At 70.7% G+C, this 20,646-nt stretch carries 21 protein-coding genes; 12 read left to right on the top strand and 9 right to left on the bottom strand.

Annotated elements, in window-relative coordinates; all coding sequences use genetic code 11:
• Positions 1-308 precede the first annotated feature (308 nt).
• Entirely contained in the window at positions 309-1,076 is a 768-nt protein-coding gene (locus ACLQ3F_RS05000) for an ABC transporter ATP-binding protein (RefSeq protein WP_030332873.1), read from the top strand.
• Entirely contained in the window at positions 1,076-3,631 is a 2,556-nt protein-coding gene (locus tag ACLQ3F_RS04995) for an ABC transporter permease (protein ID WP_425846552.1), read from the top strand. Before ACLQ3F_RS05000 ends, ACLQ3F_RS04995 begins: the two co-directional genes overlap by 1 nt.
• Before the next feature lie 59 nt (positions 3,632-3,690).
• On the opposite strand, the gene ACLQ3F_RS04990 is transcribed toward ACLQ3F_RS04995, so the two are convergent.
• The 3 genes from ACLQ3F_RS04990 to ACLQ3F_RS04980 all read right to left on the bottom strand — a co-directional run bounded on the left by ACLQ3F_RS04990 (position 3,691) and on the right by ACLQ3F_RS04980 (position 5,875).
• Positions 3,691-4,341, bottom strand: a complete 651-nt coding sequence (locus tag ACLQ3F_RS04990; protein WP_425847379.1) for an HAD family hydrolase — start codon at positions 4,339-4,341, stop codon at positions 3,691-3,693.
• A 121-nt stretch (positions 4,342-4,462) separates the two neighbouring features.
• On the bottom strand, positions 4,463-5,206 hold the full coding sequence (locus tag ACLQ3F_RS04985; protein WP_425846549.1) for a neutral zinc metallopeptidase: 744 nt from the start codon (positions 5,204-5,206) through the stop codon (positions 4,463-4,465).
• Positions 5,207-5,671: 465 nt separating this feature from the next.
• On the bottom strand, positions 5,672-5,875 hold the full coding sequence (locus ACLQ3F_RS04980; RefSeq protein WP_425846546.1) for a hypothetical protein: 204 nt from the start codon (positions 5,873-5,875) through the stop codon (positions 5,672-5,674).
• A gap of 202 nt (positions 5,876-6,077) precedes the next feature.
• On the opposite strand from ACLQ3F_RS04980, the gene ACLQ3F_RS04975 reads away from it, so the two are divergent.
• Both ACLQ3F_RS04975 and ACLQ3F_RS04970 read left to right on the top strand, forming a co-directional pair.
• Complete coding sequence (locus ACLQ3F_RS04975) at positions 6,078-6,470, top strand: YciI family protein (protein ID WP_425847378.1); 393 nt, start codon at positions 6,078-6,080, stop codon at positions 6,468-6,470.
• A 4-nt stretch (positions 6,471-6,474) separates the two neighbouring features.
• Entirely contained in the window at positions 6,475-7,731 is a 1,257-nt protein-coding gene (locus ACLQ3F_RS04970; RefSeq protein WP_425846544.1) for an RNA polymerase sigma factor, read from the top strand.
• A 106-nt stretch (positions 7,732-7,837) separates the two neighbouring features.
• Here the strand turns inward: ACLQ3F_RS04970 and ACLQ3F_RS04965 are convergent, their stop codons facing one another.
• Positions 7,838-8,938 (bottom strand): calcium:proton antiporter, encoded by a 1,101-nt coding sequence (locus ACLQ3F_RS04965; protein WP_357200401.1) that lies wholly within the window; start codon positions 8,936-8,938, stop codon positions 7,838-7,840.
• Between the two features lie 112 nt (positions 8,939-9,050).
• On the opposite strand from ACLQ3F_RS04965, the gene ACLQ3F_RS04960 reads away from it, so the two are divergent.
• Both ACLQ3F_RS04960 and ACLQ3F_RS04955 read left to right on the top strand, forming a co-directional pair.
• Entirely contained in the window at positions 9,051-9,413 is a 363-nt protein-coding gene (locus tag ACLQ3F_RS04960; protein ID WP_425846541.1) for a metalloregulator ArsR/SmtB family transcription factor, read from the top strand.
• Positions 9,410-9,913, top strand: a complete 504-nt coding sequence (locus ACLQ3F_RS04955; RefSeq protein WP_425846538.1) for an SRPBCC family protein — start codon at positions 9,410-9,412, stop codon at positions 9,911-9,913. Before ACLQ3F_RS04960 ends, ACLQ3F_RS04955 begins: the two co-directional genes overlap by 4 nt.
• On the opposite strand, the gene mug is transcribed toward ACLQ3F_RS04955, so the two are convergent.
• The gene (mug, locus tag ACLQ3F_RS04950; protein WP_425846535.1) at positions 9,910-10,479 is read right to left on the bottom strand and encodes a G/U mismatch-specific DNA glycosylase; all 570 of its coding nucleotides are present in this window, start codon (positions 10,477-10,479) and stop codon (positions 9,910-9,912) included. The genes ACLQ3F_RS04955 and mug overlap by 4 nt on opposite strands.
• 62 nt (positions 10,480-10,541) lie before the next feature.
• Here mug and ACLQ3F_RS04945 point away from each other — a divergent pair, with 62 nt between their 5' ends.
• The 3 genes from ACLQ3F_RS04945 (at position 10,542) to ACLQ3F_RS04935 (ending at position 12,958) form a co-directional block, all read left to right on the top strand.
• Positions 10,542-11,285 carry an SAM-dependent methyltransferase gene (locus ACLQ3F_RS04945; RefSeq protein ID WP_357200413.1) on the top strand — a complete coding sequence of 248 codons (744 nt, stop codon included), beginning with the start codon at positions 10,542-10,544 and terminating at the stop codon, positions 11,283-11,285.
• A 37-nt stretch (positions 11,286-11,322) separates the two neighbouring features.
• Positions 11,323-12,141: a CPBP family intramembrane glutamic endopeptidase gene (locus ACLQ3F_RS04940; protein ID WP_425846531.1), complete on the top strand. Its 819-nt coding sequence runs from the start codon at positions 11,323-11,325 to the stop codon at positions 12,139-12,141.
• 103 nt (positions 12,142-12,244) lie between these two features.
• Positions 12,245-12,958, top strand: a complete 714-nt coding sequence (locus ACLQ3F_RS04935) for an alpha/beta fold hydrolase (protein WP_425846528.1) — start codon at positions 12,245-12,247, stop codon at positions 12,956-12,958.
• Between the two features lie 42 nt (positions 12,959-13,000).
• On the opposite strand, the gene ACLQ3F_RS04930 is transcribed toward ACLQ3F_RS04935, so the two are convergent.
• Positions 13,001-13,348: a hypothetical protein gene (locus ACLQ3F_RS04930; protein WP_425846525.1), complete on the bottom strand. Its 348-nt coding sequence runs from the start codon at positions 13,346-13,348 to the stop codon at positions 13,001-13,003.
• Positions 13,349-13,712: 364 nt separating this feature from the next.
• Here ACLQ3F_RS04930 and ACLQ3F_RS04925 point away from each other — a divergent pair, with 364 nt between their 5' ends.
• Entirely contained in the window at positions 13,713-14,852 is a 1,140-nt protein-coding gene (locus ACLQ3F_RS04925) for a ThuA domain-containing protein (protein WP_393227499.1), read from the top strand.
• Between the two features lie 89 nt (positions 14,853-14,941).
• The gene (locus ACLQ3F_RS04920; protein WP_425846523.1) at positions 14,942-17,776 is read left to right on the top strand and encodes a PQQ-dependent sugar dehydrogenase; all 2,835 of its coding nucleotides are present in this window, start codon (positions 14,942-14,944) and stop codon (positions 17,774-17,776) included.
• Positions 17,777-17,823: 47 nt separating this feature from the next.
• Here ACLQ3F_RS04920 and ACLQ3F_RS04915 read toward each other — a convergent pair whose 3' ends face one another.
• The gene (locus tag ACLQ3F_RS04915) at positions 17,824-18,591 is read right to left on the bottom strand and encodes a helix-turn-helix domain-containing protein (RefSeq protein WP_425846520.1); all 768 of its coding nucleotides are present in this window, start codon (positions 18,589-18,591) and stop codon (positions 17,824-17,826) included.
• An 80-nt stretch (positions 18,592-18,671) separates the two neighbouring features.
• Here ACLQ3F_RS04915 and ACLQ3F_RS04910 point away from each other — a divergent pair, with 80 nt between their 5' ends.
• Complete coding sequence (locus tag ACLQ3F_RS04910; RefSeq protein ID WP_357200433.1) at positions 18,672-19,058, top strand: nuclear transport factor 2 family protein; 387 nt, start codon at positions 18,672-18,674, stop codon at positions 19,056-19,058.
• On the opposite strand, the gene ACLQ3F_RS04905 is transcribed toward ACLQ3F_RS04910, so the two are convergent.
• Both ACLQ3F_RS04905 and ACLQ3F_RS04900 read right to left on the bottom strand, forming a co-directional pair.
• On the bottom strand, positions 19,055-19,999 hold the full coding sequence (locus ACLQ3F_RS04905) for an acyltransferase domain-containing protein (protein WP_425846516.1): 945 nt from the start codon (positions 19,997-19,999) through the stop codon (positions 19,055-19,057). The genes ACLQ3F_RS04910 and ACLQ3F_RS04905 overlap by 4 nt on opposite strands.
• A 29-nt stretch (positions 20,000-20,028) precedes the next feature.
• Positions 20,029-20,613 carry a hypothetical protein gene (locus ACLQ3F_RS04900; protein ID WP_425846513.1) on the bottom strand — a complete coding sequence of 195 codons (585 nt, stop codon included), beginning with the start codon at positions 20,611-20,613 and terminating at the stop codon, positions 20,029-20,031.
• Between the last annotated feature and the right edge of the window lie 33 nt (positions 20,614-20,646).

Below are 20,646 nucleotides of genomic sequence, written 5' to 3'. Positions count from 1 at the left end.
TCCGTGGGGGGACGGCCGGCGTTGCGGTCGTCACCTACCGTGACCGGAGACGGCCCGGTTCGGTTGACCCTCCTGTGGCGTCAGGTGCAAGTGTCGGTGCTGCCGCCGCTGTGTGGAAAAACGGTCGACCGGCCGTCGACTCAGGGGCAACCCTGATGCGATATGGGGGTGCACCCGCAGCGGGAAATCCGCTCCGGGTCCCCCCAGGGTCGGACGGGGCGGGCGTATTCGGCACCGATGATTGAACAGTCGCGCCGGACCATCGGGGGGCGGCGTGCATTTTCGGACAGACGGAAGAGGTAGATGACGTGACCGCGACGGTAGGCCAGCAGGCGCAGGCCGCGGCCCGGGCGAACGACGTGTGGAAGGTGTACGGCAGCGGCGAGGCTCAGGTCATCGCGCTGCGGGGGGTCAGCGCGGAGTTCGAACGTGGTCGCTTCACCGCGATCATGGGCCCGTCGGGTTCCGGTAAGTCGACGCTGATGCACTGCCTGGCCGGTCTGGACTCGGTGACCCGGGGGACGGTGTCGATCGGTGAGACGACCGTCACCGGGCTGGGCGACGCGGGGCTGACGAAGCTGCGGCGCGACAAGGTGGGCTTCATCTTCCAGCAGTTCAACCTGCTGCCGACGCTGACCGCCAAGGAGAACATCCTGCTGCCGCTGTCGATCGCCGGACGCAAGCCGGACCCGGCCTGGTACGACACGGTGATTGAGACGGTGGGGCTGAAGGACCGGCTGGACCACCGGCCGGCGCAGCTCTCCGGTGGGCAGCAGCAGCGGGTGGCGTGCGCGCGGGCGCTGGTCTCCCGCCCCGAGGTGATCTTCGCGGACGAGCCGACCGGCAACCTGGACTCGCGCTCCGGCGCGGAGGTGCTCAACTTCCTGCGGAACTCGGTCCGGGAGCACGGCCAGACCATCGTGATGGTCACCCACGACCCGACGGCCGCCGCGTACGCCGACCGGGTGGTCTTCCTCGCCGACGGTGAGATCGTCTCGGAGCTGATCGAGCCGACCGCCGAGACGGTGCTGGACACCATGAAGAAGCTGGACACTCCGGCCGAGGTGGGCAACTGATGTTCCGCGCGACGCTGAAGAGTCTGCTGGCCCGTAAGGTCCGGCTGATCCTGTCCGGCCTGGCGGTGGTGCTCGGGGTGATGTTCGTCTCCGGCGCGTTCGTGCTCACCGACACGCTGGGTCGCTCCTTCGACTCGGTCTTCGCCGACGGCTTCTCCGAGATCGACGTGAACGTCGCGGCGAAGCCGAAGGTACAGGTCAATGAGCTGGAGGGCGAGCAGACCGCCGCCCCGCTGCCGGCCGCCCTGGTGGACCGGGTGAAGCAGGTGCCGGGGGCGGCCTCGGCGACCGGTGTGGTCAACGCCGACGGCGCCCGGGTGATCGGCAGCAACGGCAAGGTCGTCACCTCGTTCGGCCCGCCGCAGTTGGGCGAGAACTGGACCGGCGAGAGCGATCTGCTGAAGCTGCGTGAGGGGCGCGCGCCGCAGGCCGAGGACGAGATCGTCATCAACAAGGCGTTGGCCACGGCAGCGAAGGTGCAGGTCGGCCAGAAGGTCGGTGTGCTGACCGCGTTCGAGTCGAAGAAGCGGGAATTCACACTGGTCGGCGTCTTCGGTTACAGCGGTGACCGGGACTCGATCGGCGGGGTCAACGAGGTCTTCTTCACCACGCCGGTGGCGCAGCGGCTGATGCTGGGCGAGCCGGACGTGTTCAGCAGCATCACCGTGCAGGCCGCCGCTGGGGTCTCGGACGAGAAGCTTCGCGACGACGTGGCCCGCACCCTGGGCGCGGACTTCGAGGTGAAGACCGGCGAGCAGGTGGCAGCGGACGCCTCGGCCAGTCTGAAGGAGGGGCTGTCCTTCTTCAACAAGATCCTGCTCGGCTTCGCCGCGGTGGCGCTGCTGGTGGGCACCTTCCTGATCCTCAACACCTTCTCGATCATCGTGGCGCAGCGGACCCGGGAGTTGGCGCTCATGCGCGCCATCGGGGCCAGCGGCCGGCAGATCATCGGTTCGGTGGTGCTGGAGGCCATCGCGGTGGGGTTGATCGCGTCGGTACTCGGCCTCGCCGCCGGCATCGGGGTGGGCGCGCTGCTGGCGTTCCTGTTCGGCAAGCTCGCCGGTGGGCTCACCCTGGCCGGAATCGGCGTGCCGGCGGCCGCGGTGATCGGTTCGTTCGCCGTCGGTCTGGTGATCACCGTGGTGGCGGCGTTGCTGCCGGCGCTGCGGGCGTCCCGGATCCCGCCGATCGCGGCCATGCAGGACGTGGCCACCCCGGACCGGCCGTTGACCAAGGTCACGGTGGCCGGGTCGCTGGTCACCGGCATCGGCGCGGTGCTGCTGTTCCTCGGGCTCAGCGGCAACGCCGGCGGTCAGACGCTGTCGACCATCCTCGGTGGCGTGCTGTTCGCCTTCATCGGGGTGGCGCTGCTGACCCCGTTGATCAGCCGGCCGGTGGTGAGCCTGCTGGGCGTGATCTTCTCCTGGTCGGTGCCGGGCAAGCTGGGCCGGCTCAACTCCGGGCGCAACCCACGTCGTACGGCGATCACCGCCGCCGCGCTGATGGTCGGCATCGCGTTGGTCACCGGCGTCACGGTGATCCTCGACTCGGCCAAGGGCAGCATCAGCGCGCTCGCCCAGGACACCATCAAGGCCGAGCTGGTGATCGCCGGTCAGCAGGGCGGCCCGCGTCCGCCGACCTTCGACCCGGGTGTGCTGGACCAGGCCAAGGCCCTGCCCGGTGTGCGGTTGGTCGACGGCGAGTACGGCGACATGGGGCGGATCGACGGTGAGAGCACCTGGGTCGCGGCGAGCAGCGACATCGCGTCGCTGCGGCAGATCTTCGGCGCGAAGCCGACCGCCGGTGACATCGACCGGCTCGGGCCGACCCAGATGCTCGCCAGCTCGGACACGGCCACGTCCCGTGGCTGGTCGGTGGGCTCGACGGTCAACGTGCAACTGACCCGGGGCGAGGCACGCACCTACACGATCAGCGGCATCTACGAGTCGTCGCAGCTGACCAACCCGGTGACGCTGCCGGCGACCGCGGCGAAGGACTTCGCCATCCCGCAGCCCATCCAGGGCTTCATTCAACTGGACCCGGGCACCCGGGTGTCCGACGTCCAGCCGCAGGTGGAGGCGTTGCTCGCGGACAGCCCCGAGGTGTCGGTGGCCGACCGGGACGCGTTCATCGAGCAGCAGACCAGCTCGCTCGACGGGCTGCTCACGATGATCCAGATCCTCCTCGCGCTGGCCATCGTGATCGCCGTGCTCGGCATCATCAACACCCTGGCCCTGTCGGTGCTGGAGCGGACCCGCGAGCTGGGTCTGCTGCGGGCGATCGGCCTCCGCCGGTCCCAGACCATGGGCATGATCACCGTGGAGGCGGTGGTGATCTCGGTGTTCGGCGCGCTGCTCGGCGTGGTGGTGGGCACCGGCCTCGGCGCCGCTGTGGTCGAGGCCCTCAAGGACGAGGGCATCACCGACCTGATCCTGCCCTGGGGGCAGATGGGTGTCTTCCTCGGCCTGGCCGCCATCATCGGCGTGGTGGCCGCGGTGCTCCCGGCCGTCCGGGCGGCCCGGATCAACGTCCTGGGCGCCATCGCCCACGACTGATCGGACAAAAAGGGAGGCCCTGCTGACGCGAGCGCGTCAGCAGGGCCTCCCTTTTTTGTTCAGGCAGCGGCCCGATCGGTCAACAGCGCCGCGAGCAGCGCCAGGTCCACGCCGGTTAGGCTCTCCACCTGGTGTACGCCGACAGTGCTCGGCAACGCCACCTCCGCCGGTACGGCCAGGACCGCCGCGCCCGAGGCGAGCGCGCTGGCCACCCCCGTCGGTGAGTCCTCGATCGCCACGCACCGCTCGATCGGCACACCCAACAGCCGGGCGGCGGTCAGGTACGGCTCGGGGTGCGGCTTGGCCGCCACCACCTCGTCGCCGGCGACCACCGTGTCGAAGTTGTCCCGACCGAGGGTGTCCAGGGCGATCTCGACGAGGGCCCGGGGGCTGGAGGTAACCAGCGCGGTGGGGATTCCCGCCGCGCGGACCGCTCCCAACAGGTCGAACGCGCCCGGCTGCCAGCGCAGACCGGTGCGGAACAGCTCCAGGATCCGGGCGTTGATCCACGCCGCGCTGATCTCCGGATCCCGTTCGGGCTGCCCCAGGTCGTCATGCAGGATGCGCATCGACTCGGCCATGGCGGTGCCGATGATCGACTGGCGGGCGTCGACGGAGAGTTCCCCGCCGTACTCCTTCGCGAGTTCCTGCAACGCGACGTCCCACAGCTTCTCGCTGTCGACCAACGTGCCGTCCATGTCGAAGAGCACAGCGGCGGGGTGATGGCTGCTCAGCGGAACCTCCAGGGTCGTGACCGACACCGGCGATCCTGCCAGCAGCCGCAGGGGCCGGTGGCGGCAACGGGCGTCAGGGTGATCCGGGCAACCCCGTTCAGCCCAGGTCGCACTCCTTCAGGGAACCCTCGTAACCCCGGAAGAACCTGTCGGTGCGCTGCTCGGCGGTGCCGTGCGCCCCTTCCGCGAACCACGGCTGGTCCGGGTCGTCGCCGACCGCCGCCACCCCCTCCCGGAACTCGTCCAGGTCACCCTCGGCGAGGGTCAGGGTCCCCGAGCGCACCGAGTCGCCGAGGTACGCCCCGGCCATGCAGTCGGCCTGCAACTCCTGCTGGATGGTGAAGCTGTAGTTGATGCCCAGCCGCACCTGGATGGCGTGCGCGTACTCGTGCCCGAGCAGGTAGAACACGAACGCGTCACCGACCTCGCGGAACGCCGCCACCGACCAGGCGACGTCGTACGCGATGAAGTCGCCCTGCGAGCAGTAGACGGCGTTGTTACGGGGCAACGCCTGTCCGCCGCAGGACACCTCGCCGTCACGCTGGTACGGGATGATCCGCCGGATCGGTCGGAACTGCTGCCCGGATTCCTTGAACTGGGCCGCCCAGTACCGCTCGGCGATCGCCTGCGCGTCGGCGACGTCCTGCTCGAACTCGGCGACGCTGGTGGTGCTGTCGGCCCGGGTGGTGCCCGGTCCCGGTGACGCTGCCGGCGGGTTCGCCCCGGGGCGCTCGGCCTCCGGCTCGGCCAGCCCACCGCCCGCGCAGGCGAGGGAGACCAGGGCGGCGATCAGCAGACCCGCCACCGGGCCCCGCGCGTCGCGTCCGAACCGTGCCCCCACTGTGCCTCCCCAGACATCGGTGCTCGCGCTGCGATGTACCCCGACGATACGACCGCCACGCCCATCACCGGTTCTACGCAGGGTGGGGACGGACGGGTTCACGCCGATCAGTTCGGTGCTGTTCTGGCGGCGCCGGGGGCGGCGGGTTTGCGCGGGCAGGGGCATCGGGTTTACGTGGCACAGGGCGGCGGGTTTGCTCGGCAGTTGCGCGACGAGGTGCCGCCCCGGGTGGTGGCCGGCTACGCGCCCGTGCTGCTCGTGTGGTCGTCGCTGTGGCCGCACCGACCGTTGGACCGGATCCGCTTCGACCTGACGGCCGGGCAGCCCGGCGGGGACTGCGCGCTGCGCTGGACGCTCACCACCGACGGCGACCTACCAAGCGAGAGCACCCTCGGGCACCTACGCCACCGCCTCAACTACCTGATCAACGACCGGCTCCGCCGCTCGTACGGCCAGCAGCGTCGCTCAACCGCTCGACTCCCGACCGCGATGCCAGGTGTCACCCTGGTCACCGTGCCGCTCGGCCTCGTACCTGTGCTGGCGACTCCGGGCCTCCCGCCCAGCCGCCGGATCGTCCCCGGCGTCCGCTCGCCCCCGCCGAGCCACAACGCCGTACGCCACCCCGGCCGCGACGACGAAACCCCCCACCACCACCCACACCACAGTCATGCCGCCAACCTAAGCCCCGCCCACCACCCCCGAACCCCGGTGATCATGGAGTTTGCGTCAACCCGCTCGGCGTGTCGTGACGCTAACTTCATGATCACCGATTCGGGTTGGGGTGGTGTGTCCGGAGGGCGGGGGTTGGGTTCGACGTTTCGGTGGGGGCCGCGGTGGTGCCTCGCGGAGGAGGGGAGAGATCGTGAAGTACATGATTTTGCTCTACGGGTCGCAGCAGGACTACGACGTGCTGTCGGGGCGGGCTTCGGACCGGCCGGCGATGTCGGCCGAGCAGATCGCGAAGATGCACCAGCACATGGAGACCTTCCACCAGGCGCTGGCCGAGTCCGGGGAGTTGGTCGACGCCCGAGGCCTGAGCGAGCCGGTGCACGCCCGCCGGGTGCAGGTGCGCGAGGGGGCACCAGTGGTCACCGACGGCCCGTACCCGGAGACGCAGGAGGTCCTCGCCGGTTACACCATCGTGGAGTGCGCCAGCTTCGACCGGGCCACCGAGATCGCCGCCGGCCTGGTCGACCCGGACGCCCCCGGCGGGTACGTGGATGTGCGCCCGGTGCTCGACGGTGTCGAGGACCTGGCCGGCTGACCCGGTGCCGGAGACTCCCGCCGAGGGCCTGCTGCGCGAGCTGGCGCCGCAGGTCCTCGGCGCGCTGGTCCGCCGCTACGGGCACTTCGACACGGCCGAGGACGCGGTGCAGGAGGCGTTGATCGCCGCCGCGCACGGTTGGCCGCGCGACGGCGTACCGGAGAATCCGCGTGGCTGGCTGATCACCGTGGCGTCCCGCCGGCTGACCGACCTGCTGCGTCGCGAACAGGCCCGGATGCGACGGGAGGACACGGTGGCCCGGTGGGTGCTGCCGGAGCAGTGGAGCGCCCCCGCCGCCGACCGTCCGCAGGCGGACGCCGACGACACGCTCATCCTGTTGTTCCTGTGCTGCCACCCGGCGCTGTCGGCGGCGTCGCAGATCGCGCTCACCCTGCGGGCGGTGGGCGGGCTCAGCACCGCCGAGGTGGCGCGCGCGTTCCTGGTCCCGGAGGCGACGATGACCCGGCGGATCAGTCGGGGTAAGCAGCGGATCCGTGACAGTGGGCTGCGGTTCGCGCCGCCCACCGGCCCGGAGCGCGCCGACCGGCTCGCCGCCGTGCTGCACGTGCTCTACCTGATCTTCACGGAGGGGTACGCCCGCACCGCCGGGCCCGGTCTGCTACGCGCCGACCTGACCGCCGAGGCGATCCGGCTGACCCGGCTGGTGCGCCGGCTGGTGCCCGAGGACCCCGAGGTCACCGGGCTGCTCGCGTTGATGCTGCTCACCGACGCCCGCGCGCCGGCGCGGATCGGCCCGCACGGTGAGCTGGTGCCGATGGCCGAGCAGGACCGCTCCCGGTGGCGGGCCGACCAGATCGCCGAAGGGGTCGAGCTGATCACCGGGGCACTGCCGCGCGGGGTGGTCGGGGCGTACCAGCTCCAGGCGGCCATCGCGGCCGTGCACGACGAGGCGCCCAGCGCGGCGGCCACCGACTGGGCGCAGATCACCGCGCTGTACGAGGTGCTTCTCGGGATGTCCGACAACCCGGTGGTGGCGCTCAACCACGCGGTGGCGGTGGCCATGAGCCGGGGCGCGCCGGCCGGCTTGGCGCTGCTCGCCGACCTGGCCGACGACCCCCGTCTCGCCGACGACCCTCGACTGCCGGCCGCTCGCGCCCACCTGTGGGAGCTGGAGGGTGAGCGGGTCGCCGCGCGGGAGGCGTACCGGATGGCGGCGGCGCGCTCGACGAACCTGGCGCAGCAGCGCTACCTGAACGCCCGCGCGGAGCGCCTCGCGGGCGACCCACCGCCCGCCGGCTGACCCGCACGGGCCGTGCGGGTCACGAAACGAGCCGGCGGGCCGTGCGGGTCACGAAACGAGCCGGCGGGCCGTGCGGGTCACGGGCTGAGCCGGCGGGCCGTGCGGGTCACGGGCTGGCGGCCAGGAAGACGAAGGCGGCCATCAGCACCAGGTGTACGCCGCCCTGCAACACGTTGGCCCGGCCGGGCACCACAGTGAGGACGGCGGTCACGGCGGTGAGCGCGAGCAGCGTGAGCTGGGTGCCGCCGAGGCCGAGCAGCAGCGGGCCGTCCAACCAGATCGAGGCGATCGCGATGGCCGGGATGGTCAGGCCGATGCTGGCCATCGCGGAGCCGAGCGCGAGGTTCAGGCTGGTCTGGACCCGGTCTCGGCGGGCGGCGCGGGCGGCGGCCAGGGTCTCCGGCAGCAGCACGAGCAGCGCGATTATCACGCCGACGAACGCGTGTGGCAGGTTCGCCGCCGCGACCCCGGCCTCGATGGTCGGGGAGACCGTCTTGGCGTCGCCGACCACCGCGACCAGCGCCACCAGCAGCAGGACCAGGCTGACCAACGCCGCGCGGGTCGTGGGCGGCTTGGCGTGCTCCTCCGTCTCGATGACCTTGCCCCGGCTGTCGACCGGCAGGAAGTAGTCGCGGTGCCGGCCGGTCTGCACGAGCACGAACAGCCCGTACAGGGCCAGCGACGCGACGGCGGCGAAGACGAGTTGGGCCGGGCTGAACTCCGGGCCTGGGCGGGCCGTGGTGAAGCTGGGGATGACCAGGCTCAGGGTGGCCAGGGTGATCACGGTGGCCAGGGCTCCGCCGGTGCCCTCCGGGTTGAACACCGCGACGCGGCGGCGCAGCGCCCCGAGTAGCAGGGACAGACCCAGTATTCCGTTACACGTGATCATGACGGCGGCGAAGACGGTGTCCCGGGCGAGTGACTGGGTCTTCTCCGGCCCGCTGATCATGAGCGTGACGATCAGGGCCACCTCGATCACGGTGACCGCGACGGCGAGCACGAGGGACCCGTACGGCTCTCCCACCCGGTGGGCGACCACCTCGGCGTGGTGCACCGCCGCGAGCACCGCGCCGCCCAGCAGCACCGCGACAACCACGATGACGGGGCCAGGCAGGCTCCGCCCCCAGGTGACCATCAATATCAGGACGGCGAGCACAGGTACGACGAACGTCCAGTCGGTCAGGCGGGAGCGAAGGAGGGCGGCCATGCCATAAAGAGTGCCAGGTCAAGTGATCATGTGCCCACCATCGACGCGGCGACATGCGGCGGTCAGTGGGCTTCACCACGCCAACCCGTAACCCATAGGTTACGCTTCCGGGGTGGACGAGGTGGCCACCGCGATCGCGGACCCGGTACGACGGCACATCCTGACCCTGCTGCGCGACGAGCCGTTGTCCGCTGGTGACATCGCCCAGCGATTCGTGATCAGCCGACCCGCGATCAGCCGCCACCTGCGGCTACTGCGCGAGAGCGGTCTGGTGCACGACGAGATGGTCGGCCGACAGAGGATCTACCGACTCGATCCGCGCCCGCTCGGCCCGCTGGCCGACTGGCTCGCCGCGCTCGCGGCCAGCGACCGGTGGGGCCGGCACCTCGACGCGTTGGAGACCGAGGTCTATCGCACCCGCCGAGAGCGCCGCGGCCGCGGCCCGGCGGAGCACCGAAGGGAGCACACGGCATGACCCGCACACCCGCCGGACGCCTGTTTCACACCGACACCGGCCACGATCTCGTCCTCACCCGAACCTTCCGCGCTCCGGCAGCGGACGTCTGGGCCAGCCTGACCGAGCCCGAGCGTACGGCCCGCTGGTTCGGCCCGTGGGAGGGCGACGCCGGCCCCGGCCGGACCATCCGGGTCCAGATGGCGTACGAGGAACAGCAGCCCTGGTGCGAAATGCGCATCGACGCGTGCGAACCGCGGCAGCGCCTCGCCGTGTCGATGGTCGACGACTACGGCAGCTGGCTGCTGGAGCTGACACTGACCGAGACCGACGGCACCACCGAGCTGCGGTTCGTGCAGCACCTGAGCAGCGTGGAGGGCATCGCCGAGGTGGGTGCCGGTTGGGAGTACTACCTCGACATGCTGGTCGCCTCCCGGGACGGTTCGCCCCGCCCCGAGTTCGACGACTACCACCCGGCGATGCAGCAGTACTACCAGGGGCTGCTCGCCACGGCCGGCTAGGGGTCGAGGGCCCGCCGCAGCCTGGCGAACTCGGCGGTCAACGCCGGCAGCGGGAAGTGCGCGTTCAGGCCGCTGGGGTTCGGCAGCACCCAGACCTGGGCCGGCCCCAGCCGCTCCGGTCGCGGGCCAAGCCCGGCCTTCGGTCGGGCGAAGGCGATCCGGTACGCGCTCACCCCGAGAATCGCCACCCAGCGCGGCCGGTAGCGCTCGGCCTTCACCGCCAGCCCGGTCACCCCGGCCACCAGTTCCTCCGAGGTCAGCTCGGCGGCGCGGGCGGTGGCCCGGTTGCTCAGGCTGGTGATGCCCAGGCCCTGCCGCAGCAGCTCGTCGCGTTCCCATGAGTGCAGCTGGCGGTCGGTGAAGCCCGCCCCGTGCAGGGCCGGCCAGAATCGGCTGCCCCGGCGGGCGAACGGCTCCCCCACGGCGGCCGAGTAGAGGCCCGGGTTGAAGCCGCAGAACAGCACGCGCAGCCCGGGGCCGATGATGTCCGGCAGACCCCGGCCGGCCGCCGCAGCCACCTCCTGCGGGGTCGGCCGCCGCGCCGGCCCCGGTCTTTGCGCGTCCACCCCACCGATCCTGCCGTACGCCCCGGTGCCGGACCCGGCGCACGCTTTGACACCCTCAACGGATGCAGTCAACCGACCACCTCGCCGCCAGCCGCTACGCGCGGATGCGTTGGAACACTCCACTCTCGCCGGAGCACGCCGCGTTGCTGCTGGAACGGCTCGACGTCCGGCCCGGCGCGCGTGTGCTCGACCTCGGCTGCGGCTGGGGTGAGCTGCTGCTGCGGGCGGTCGCCGCCGGTGGTGTCTCCGGCCCGGTTCCGACCCGCGGCGTCGGCGTCGACACCGATGAGGCAGCGCTCGACCGAGGGCGGCGGCTGGCCGCGGGGCGGTCGCTGAACCGGCACGTCGCCTTCGTGAGGGGGGAAGCGGCGACCTGGCAGGAGCCGGCCGACCGGGTCCTCTGCATCGGCTCGGCACACGCCTTCGGCGGCACCGAGGCCGCCCTCGACGCCCTCGCCGCCGTGGTCCGACCCGGTGGGCGGCTGCTGTTCGGCGACGCGTACTGGGAGCGGTCCCCCACGGCGGAGATCGCCGAGGTCTTCGGCCCGGAGGTTCCGACCCTGCCCGGGCTGGTCGAGGCCGCCCACCAGCGGGGCTGGCGGTTGCTGCACCTGAGCACCGCCGATCAGCGGGAGTGGGACGACTTCGAGTCCACCTGGCTCGCCGGGCGGCAGGAGTGGCTGCTGGCGTACCCGGAGGATCCCCGTGCGGCCGAGGTCCGCGCGGAGCTCGACGACCGGTTGCGCGAGTACGTCGGCGGTTACCGGGGTGTCCTCGGCCTCGGCTACCTCGTCCTCGGCCGCTGACCGTCAACAGTTGACGCCGCTGGCTACGCTGCGCGTGGTGAGCGCCGGATCTCGCCCCGCCCTGCCGTGGCGGATCCTCGTCGTGGCCGGCGCCGCCGTGCTGGTGTGGCTGGTCCTGGGCGCTCTGCTCGGCCGGGACTACGACCGACCGACCCATGCGATCGGGGCGGTCCTCACCACCGCTGTCGTCGTACCCCTGGTGGTCGTCGCCCGTCGTGTCCTGGACCGTCGGCCCTGGGCCGGCCTCGGGTTGCCGTCGCTGCGCGCCGGCTGGCGGCGTCTGCTGTTCGGGATGGCCTGCTGGCTCGTCCCCGCCGCGGCGGGGTTCGCGCTCTGCCTCGGTCTCGGCTGGGTGGAGATCGGTGTCCGGACGTCCGTCGGGGATGTGCTGCGGGTGGCGGCGCTGCTGGTCGTGCTGGTTTTCCTCAAGGAGGCGCTGCCGGAGGAGCTGGTCTTCCGTGGGTACCTGCAACACCACCTCGCCACCCGGCTGCCCGCCTGGCAGGCGGTCATCGGGCAGGCGGTGCTGTTCACAGTCTTCGGGTTCCTCATCGGGGCGGCCAGATCCGTCGACCGGCTGGCGCTGTTCTTCGTCTTCGCGTTGCTGTTGGGCGCCTTCCGTGCCGCCACCGGCGACATCTGGGCCGGCATCGGCCTGCACGTCGCGTTCCAGACGGTCGCTCAGCTGTTCGGCGACGTCGGGGCGGTCTTCGACGTGGTCGGCGCGAACGTCCTGGGCGTGGTGGCCATGGGGGCCGTTCCGTTCTCGGTCAGCTGGATCGTCCTGCGACACCGCTACCGCGACCACCTGAACTGGAACGCCCTCGCACCGGAGCCGGCGCGCCAGAGCGGCTGAAGCCTGGGCATTCGGCCCACCGGTCCGAGCGGCGTGCGGAAGAGTGGCGGACGAGAGCTGTTGACGAGCGAGCGACGGCACGGCGTCGTGCGGAGGTTTTCGGATGAGCGACACGTCTTCGGCCAAGAGGGCCCGCAACGTCGTCCTGGTCCACGGCGCGTACGCCGACGGCTCCTCCTGGTCCGACGTCATCCCGATCCTTCAGCGGGCCGGGCTCACGGTCACCGCTGTGCAGAACCCGCTGACCTCGCTGGCCGACGACGTCGCGGCCACCAACCGCGCCCTCGACCGGCAGGACGGGCCAACCGTGCTGGCGGGCCATTCCTGGGCCGGCACGATCATCAGCGAGGCCGGCAATCATCCGACGGTTACCGCTCTGGTGTACGTCGCGGCCCGCGCGCCGGACGCCGGGGAGGACTACGCCGCGCTCGCCGCGAAGTTCCCCACGCCGCCGGCGAACGCCGGCCTCGTGCACCACGACGGGTACGCACAGTTGAGCGAGAACGCCTTCCTGAGCGACTTCGCCGGTGGTGTCGACGAGGCCCGCGCCCGCGCTCTGTACGCGGTGCAGGGGCCTATCGCCGACGACCTCTTCACGGGCCGCACGACGACGGCCGCCTGGCGGGACAGGCCCTGCTACTACTCGATCTCCACGCAGGACCGCACGACCGCGCCGGAGCTGGAGAGGTTTCTGGCCGACCGGATGAACGCCACGACCATCGAGGTCGAGTCGTCGCATCTCGCCATGGTCACCCACCCGGAGACGATCGCCGACCTCATCCTCATGGCGACCACTGGCACCCGCAGGCCCGCATAGGTGACCGGGGCCAGCCGTACCACGTCCCGTCGTCTTTGCAGGTCAGGTCAGGGCGCACGCGGATCCGCAGTACGGGCAGAACGCGCGCTTGGCGTTCGAGGTGACCTCGATGTCGCACGTCCCGCAGCGGCCGTTCTCCCACAGGCCCTGGTCGATCCCGAGCCCTCCGTCGTAGTATTCGCGATCAGGCCAGGCGACCAGTTCGACGTTGAGGCCCGGCTCGAGGTCGTCGGCGAAGTAGGTGACGCTGGCCAGGTTCAGCGCCGTTCGCATGCCGTACGCCTCCTCGGTGAAGTGCGGTAGGGCACGGCGGAGGACGTCGACGAGCTCGCGGACCGGCAGCGCCATGAGTTGCCCTGCGAGGCGTTCTCGATCTTCGTCGGTGCTCATGCCACCGACCATACGTCCCACCTCCACCGTGAGGTGGGCCGTGCGCGGGCGCACCCGGGCCGCAACCGGTGGGGTTGACGGGGCGCATACATCGGAGGTTTACTGCGTCAGCGATACCAATCGATGAATTTTGACCGTCCACAGTGTTTCGGCGAGGTCATCGACTGTTTCCACCCCACCACTCCTCCATCACCCCACCACCCCGCAGCACCTCAGCCGAGCATCGGCGGCCCGGCTTCCGCACCACCGCCACCATGGCCCCTGGCCTGCCCATGCGCACCGGCCTGAGGTCGACGCTCAGCAGAGGAGCAACACCATGCGTTCCCGTCCCCGCCTGTTGGCACTCGTCACCGGCCTGGCAGTCATGCTGGCCAGTCTGGTCGCCCTGCCGACACCCGCCTCGGCGGCGCCACTGACCAAGGTCCTGGTGTTCAGCAAGACCGCCGGCTTCCGGCACTCGTCGATCCCCAACGGCATCGCCGCGATCCAGCAGCTCGGCTCGGCCAACGGCTTCACCGTGACGTCGACCGAGGACGCTGCCCAGTTCACCACCTCCAACCTGGCCCAGTACCAGGCGGTGGTGTTCATGTCGACGACCGGCGACGTCCTCAACGCCAGCCAGCAGACGGCCTTCGAGTCGTACATCGCCGCTGGTGGCGGCTACGTCGGCGTGCACGCCGCGGCCGACACCGAGTACAGCTGGCCGTGGTACGGCCAACTGGTCGGCGCGTACTTCGACTCGCACCCGGCGATCCAGAACGCGACGGTGCGGATCGAGGACAACACCAACCCGTCGACGGCGCACCTCGGGGCCACCTGGGTCCGCTCCGACGAGTGGTACAACTACCGCACCAACCCCCGGTCCACCGCTCGGGTCCTCGCCAACCTCGACGAGTCGTCCTACAGCGGCGGCAACATGAGCGGCGACCACCCGATCACCTGGTGCAAGGCGTACGGCGGCGGACGGGCCTGGTACACCGGCCTCGGGCACACCGAGGCGTCGTACACCGACCCGAACTTCACCCGGATGCTTCTCGGTGGCCTCCAGGTCGCCGCGGGCTCCGTGACCGCCGACTGCTCGCCGCGCACGACCACCCCGCCGCCCACCGTCAGCGGTTCCACCCTGCGGGCCCGCGCCAACAACCAGTACGTCAGCGCGCCCAACTCGACCACCGCTCTGATCGCCAACAAGACCTCGGTGAACACGAGCGAGCGGTTCGACCTGGTCAACCTCGCCAACGGCAACGTGGCGCTGCGGGCCAAGAGCAACGGGCAGTACGTCGCGGCCGAGAACGCCGGGGCAGCAGCGCTGATCGCCAACCGGGGCAGCGCCGGCGCCTGGGAGACGTTCCAGCTGGTCCGCAACTCCGACGGCACGGTGAGCCTGCGGGCCACTGTGAACAGCCGGTACGTCTCCGCCGACAACGCGGGCGCCTCCCCGTTGATCGCCAACCGGACCTCCATCGGCCAGTGGGAGAAGTTCGACCTGGTCACCACCAGCTGACCTGATCCCCCGCCCGCTCTTCACCACCCCCACCTGGTCGTGGTGCGCCCCCGCGCACCCGCACCCCCGGTCGTCGAGAAAGGACGATCATGCTCTCGTATCCCCGGCGCTGGCCCCGGGCGCTCTTCGCGGCGGTTCTCACCGTCACAAGCGCGGCCCTCGCTGTGGCTGCACCGTCCACCGCGCAGGCCGCGGTGATCCCCGCCTCCGACTATCAACAGGTCAAACTCGCCACCGGCTCGGCCGAGCTGGGTGAGGCCATGTCCCTGGCCGTCCTGCCCAACCGCTCGGTGCTGCACACCGCCCGCAACGGCGTCCTGCGGGTGACCGACGTGGCCGGCAACACCAAGACCTCCGGCACCCTGTCGGTCTACACCCACGACGAGGAGGGGTTGCAGGGCGTCGCCGTCGACCCCGGCTTCGCCACCAACCGGTGGATCTACCTGTACTACTCCCCCACGCTGAGCACCCCGTCCGGGGACGCGCCGACGACCGGCTCCCAGTCGGACTGGGACCGGTGGAAGGGGCACCTGCGGCTGTCGCGGTTCACCCTCAACAGCGACGACACGCTCAACCTGGGCAGCGAGAAGATCGTGCTCCAGGTCGCCAACGACCGTGGGCAGTGCTGCCACGTCGGCGGCGACCTGGACTTCGACGCCGCCGGCAACCTGTACCTGACCACCGGCGACGACACCAACCCGTTCGAGTCGTCCGGCTACGCACCGCTTGACGAGCGGACCAACCGCAACCCGCAGTTCGACGCCCAGCGCACGGCGGGCAACACCAACGACCTGCGGGGCAAGCTGCTGCGGATTAAGCCGCAGTCCGACGGCACGTACACCATCCCGTCGGGCAACCTGTTCGCCCCCGGCACGGCCAACACCCGGCCGGAGATCTACGCGATGGGTCTGCGCAACCCGTTCCGGATGAGCGTCGACAAGGCCACCGGCGTCGTCTACCTCGGCGACTACGGCCCGGACGCGGGCAGCACGAACTCCAGCCGGGGCCCGCAGGGTCAGGTCGAGTTCAACCGCATCGCGTCGGCCGGCAACTACGGTTGGCCGTACTGCACCGGCGCCAACACGAGCTCGGAAACGTACAACGAATACACCTTCCCGTCCGGGCCGTCGCAGTCCAAGTACAACTGCTCCGGCGGGCCGACCAACAACTCGTTCCGCAACACCGGGCTCGGCACGCTGCCCGCGGCGAGGGCAGCGTGGATCAAGTACGCGGGCGACTCCGGTTCACCGTCGGAGTTCGGCAGCGGCTCGGAGTCGCCGATGGGCGGGCCGGTCTACCGGTACGACGCGTCGCTGAACTCCAGCATCAAGTTCCCGCAGTCGCTCAACGGTCAGTTCTTCGCCGGCGAGTACGGTCGCCGTTGGATCAAGGCCATCGCTGTCAACTCCGACGGCTCCCGCGGGGAGATCTCCAACTTCCCGTGGTCCGGCACGCAGGTCATGGACATGGCCTTCGGCCCGGACGGCGCGTTGTACGTGCTGGACTACGGCACCGGCTCGAACAACCAGGCGTTGTTCCGGATCGAGTACATCGGCGGCGGCAACCGCAACCCGATCGCGGTCGCCTCGGCGAACCCGACGTCCGGGGCCAACCCGTTGACGGTCACCTTCTCGTCGGCGGGCAGCTCGGACCCCGAGGGTGGGGCGCTGAGCTACCTGTGGACGTTCGGTGACGGCACCACGTCGACGGCGGCGAACCCGACCAAGACGTACACCACGAACGGCACGTACTCCCCCACGTTGAGGGTCACCGACCCGAATGGCTTGACCGGCACGGCGAGCCTGGTCATCACCGTGGGCAACACGGCCCCGACGGTGACGCTCACCTCGCCCGCCGACGGGCAGCTGTTCAACTTCGGTGACACGGTGTCGTACCAGATCAGCGTGAGCGACCCGCAGGACGGCACTATCGACTGTTCCAAGGTGAGCCTGACGTACGCGCTGGGCCACGACAGCCACGCCCACCAGATCACCTCGAAGAACGGGTGCAGTGGCTCGATCACCGTGCCGACCGATGGCGAGCACGACTCGGCGGCGAACATCTACGGTGTCTTCGACGCCGCCTACACCGACAACGGCGGGCTGACCACGCACAGCATCAAGACGCTGCAACCGAAGCACCGCCAGGGTGAGCACTTCGGCGCTCAGTCCGGCGTCCAGGCCACCGACCACACAAGCGCCGAGGGTGGTCGCACCGCCGGGTTCATCGAGAACAACGACTGGATCTCGTACCAGCCGTACAACCTGGCCAACGCCAACCGCATCACCGTGCGGGCGTCGTCGGCCGGCGCGGGCGGCACCATCGAGGTCCGGGCCGGGTCGGCCACCGGCTCCCTGCTGGGTACCGTCACGGTGCCGGTGACCGGCAACTGGGAGACGTTCGTCGATGCGTCCGCCACGATCAGCAACCCGCCCACCGCGTCGACGACGCTGTACCTGGTGTTCAAGGGTGGGTCCGGCTACCTGTTCGACGTCGACGCGTTCACCTTCGCGACCGGCACCGGTAGCACCACGCCGGTGAGCACGCTGCGGGCGCAGGTCAACAACCAGTACGTGTCGGCGGTCGGCACCACCGCGTTGATCGCCAACAAGGCCAGCGTCGGTGGGACGACCGAACAGTTCGACCGGGTGGACGCCGGCAACGGTGCCATCGCCCTGCGGTCGCGCGCCAACGGGCTCTACGTCTCGGCCGCGAACGCGGGCGCCGCAGCGTTGGTCGCCAACGCCACGGCGATCGGATCGTGGGAGACGTTCCAGCTCATCAGCAACTCGGATGGGACGGTGAGCCTGCGCGCCACGGTCAACAACCAGATCGTGTGCGCCGAGAACGCCGGGGCCGGATCCCTGATCGCCAACCGCACGTCGGTCGGGGCCTGGGAGAGGTTCATCCTGACCACCGGCTGACCGGGAATGTGCACGGGGCCCGGCCTGGTAACCAACCAGGCCGGGCCCTACCGTGTGAAGTAGGCGGCGCTCTCCGCGTCCGCGGGGTAGTAGGACTCGACGGCGATCTCCTCGATCGTGATGTCCGTCGGGGTGCCGAACGTGGTGATGGTCGAGAAGAGCCGCAGCTCTCGGTCACCGACCCGGAGGATCATCGGGAGCACCACGTCGGCGTCGAGGCAGTCGCTCGTCGGCTCCTCGGGCTGCGGGCTGAGCAGTTCCTCGTAGAGCGCGGCGAGCGCCGCGTCCGGAGCTGCGGCGAGCTGGCGTGAGATCCGGCTGCGGAACACCGCCCGCACGTCCGCCAGGTTGACGACCAGCGAGGCGAGCCCGCGCGGGTCCAGGCCGAGCCGGACCAGGTTCACCGGTGGCCGCAACAGGTCGGGGGCCACGTACGCGAAGAACGGGTCGACCGCGCGGTTGGTCAGCAGGATGTTCCACCGACGGTCGAAGACCAGCGCCGGATACGGTTCGTGCGCCCGGAGCACCCTGCGGACCGCGCCGAGGGCACCCGACAGGGCGGCGTCGTCGAGCGGGCGCTGCGCGTACCGGGGCGCGAAGCCGGCGGCGAGCAACAGGTGGTTGCGGTCACGCAGCGGCACGTGGAGCTGCTCGGCCAGCCGGAGGATCATGTCGGCGCTCGGCGTGGACTTGCCGGTCTCGACCAGGCTGACGTGCCGAGCCGAGACGTCGGCGGCGATCGCCAGGTCGAGTTGGCTGAGCCCTCGGCGCTTGCGCCACTGCCGCAGGAGTTCCCCGACCGCATACACGATCATGACCCTACTCATCCTCGCTCGGGACGCCATGAAGTGCGATGTCATCGACAACCATCCGGGCCGGGGAAACACTTGCGCCCATGACCACCGAGAACAAGAGCATCGTCGGACGTGCGTTGGCGGGGCTTGTCGACACCGGCGACGTCGATACGCTCGCCTCGTACCTGAGCGAGGACTTCACCCATCACCGCTCGGATTCGACGACCTCGACCAGGGCGCAGTGGCTCGCCGCGGTCAGCGCCGCGCTCGGCCCGACCACCGGCATGCGGGTCGACATCCTGCACCTGCTGGCCGACGGTGACCACGTCGTGGTGCACTCGCGACGCCGACTCCCCGACGGAGGGCCGGAGATCGTGGTGGTCGACGTCCTGCGGATCGCCGACGGATTGATCGCGCAGGTGTGGGAAGTCATCGAACCGGCGGCCCAGGCCGCCGCCAACGACGCGTGGTGGGACGCGGATGCCTAGATCGGAAAGCGGCCGTGGCGCCAGTGCCAGTGGCCGCCGGCCCGCAGGTGGTCGATGATCGCGCATTGGAGCACAGTGCGGCGTGGCAGCTCGTCGAGCGGCGTGGTCAGGGTCCGGAACCCGAACCGCAGGACCTCGATGTCGGCGTCCGGCCCCGCGGACTCGTCGTAGGGCTCCAACTCGAACCGGCGCTGGAAGCGCACGATGTTGGAGTCCTCGGGGAGGTACTCCCGCAGCTGTGGGTCGAGCAGCCACGACGCGCAGGAGAACGCGGTGTAGCGCTCGTCGGGGAAGTGCCGGGGAAAGAACGCGCGGGCCTCGTCGAGGGACGACGCCACCGCCTCCGGAGTCAACGGCCCCGAATCGGGGACGTGCAGCCCGATCGCGCCGTCACCGCGCTGGTGCTGTAGCCGGCCCAGCTCGTAGACGCTGCCGCGCGAGTGCAGCGTCAGCCAGCTCTGCATGATCGGCCAGCCCTCGCCGCGCATCCGTCGGTCGATGGCGAGGTTGCGGCCCAGGTCAGCCAGGGTCACCCAGGTCACGGCGTCGGGGATGCCGTGGTCGCTGTGGTACCCGCGCACCACGTCGACAAGGGCCAGGTACGCGTACACGTAGAGGTGCCGCCAGGCAGGCCCGCGCTCCCGGGGCAGCTCCGGACCGGGTGGAAGCCAGTCGTAGCCCGCGAGGTCGGCGCGGACCAGGGCGATCGAGCGGTCGAGCAACCAGCGCAGCTCCGGAGTCCACAGGGTGGAGCCGGGGTCGGGCCAGCCCGCCAGGATCTCGGCGGCGTCGTCCGGCGGCACGGTGAGCCGGTCGAGGATCGCGGGTGCGTCGGCCTTGGCCGGCAACGGAGCTGACGGCCCGTCACCGGCGAGCCGGTGCACGCGGTCGACGTCCTCGACGGGCACTCCGAGCCGGCCGGCGATGTCGTCGGAATTCACGCCGACGACCCTACCGGCGGGCGAGCGTTTCAGGAGTCCGCCGGAACTCCGGCGTCGAGCTGCCCGATCATCGGTGCGAGGAGGTCGTTGAGTTCCCGGGCCAGCACCGCCACGGCCCGGCGCGCCGCAGCGGCAACCTCGTCGTTCGGGCCGTCGGGCGTCGGTGGCAGGTCGTCGAGCGGGACCGGCGCCTCCACCTGGAGCAGCGCGCGCAGATGCGGGCGGCGCGTCTGGTCCTGCTCGGTGGGTGTGGTGAACTGGCCGAACAGCCGGGGCCAGTCCTGCCAACCACGGTCGCGCTGCCACTGCTTGGTCCAGGTCAGCTCGGCCGGCCAGCGGGAGGCCACTGTCACCGCGCAGACCAGGCTGCCGTCCCACGGGCTACGCGCGCAGGTCGCCGAGATGATCCGCCGGTGCCAGCGCACGAAACCCGGCGACAGCTCGGTGGCCAGCCGCCAGGCGGTCACCGCGAACGCCACGGGCGCGAAGTCACCCCAGGTGTCGGCGAACTCGTCGATCCGGCGAAAAACCTCGGCCTCGTACCGGCCACGCCCGTCGGTGCCGTGCTCACGGTCGAACTGCTCGTCCAGCCAGAAGGCGCGCGGATCCGGCATCCTCAACCCCCGTTTGTGAGAAGTTCTCGGACA

This window comes from Micromonospora sp. DT15, from assembly GCF_049841475.1.
GTDB lineage: Bacteria > Actinomycetota > Actinomycetes > Mycobacteriales > Micromonosporaceae > Micromonospora.
This window is presented reverse-complemented; position numbering and strand designations above follow the sequence as displayed.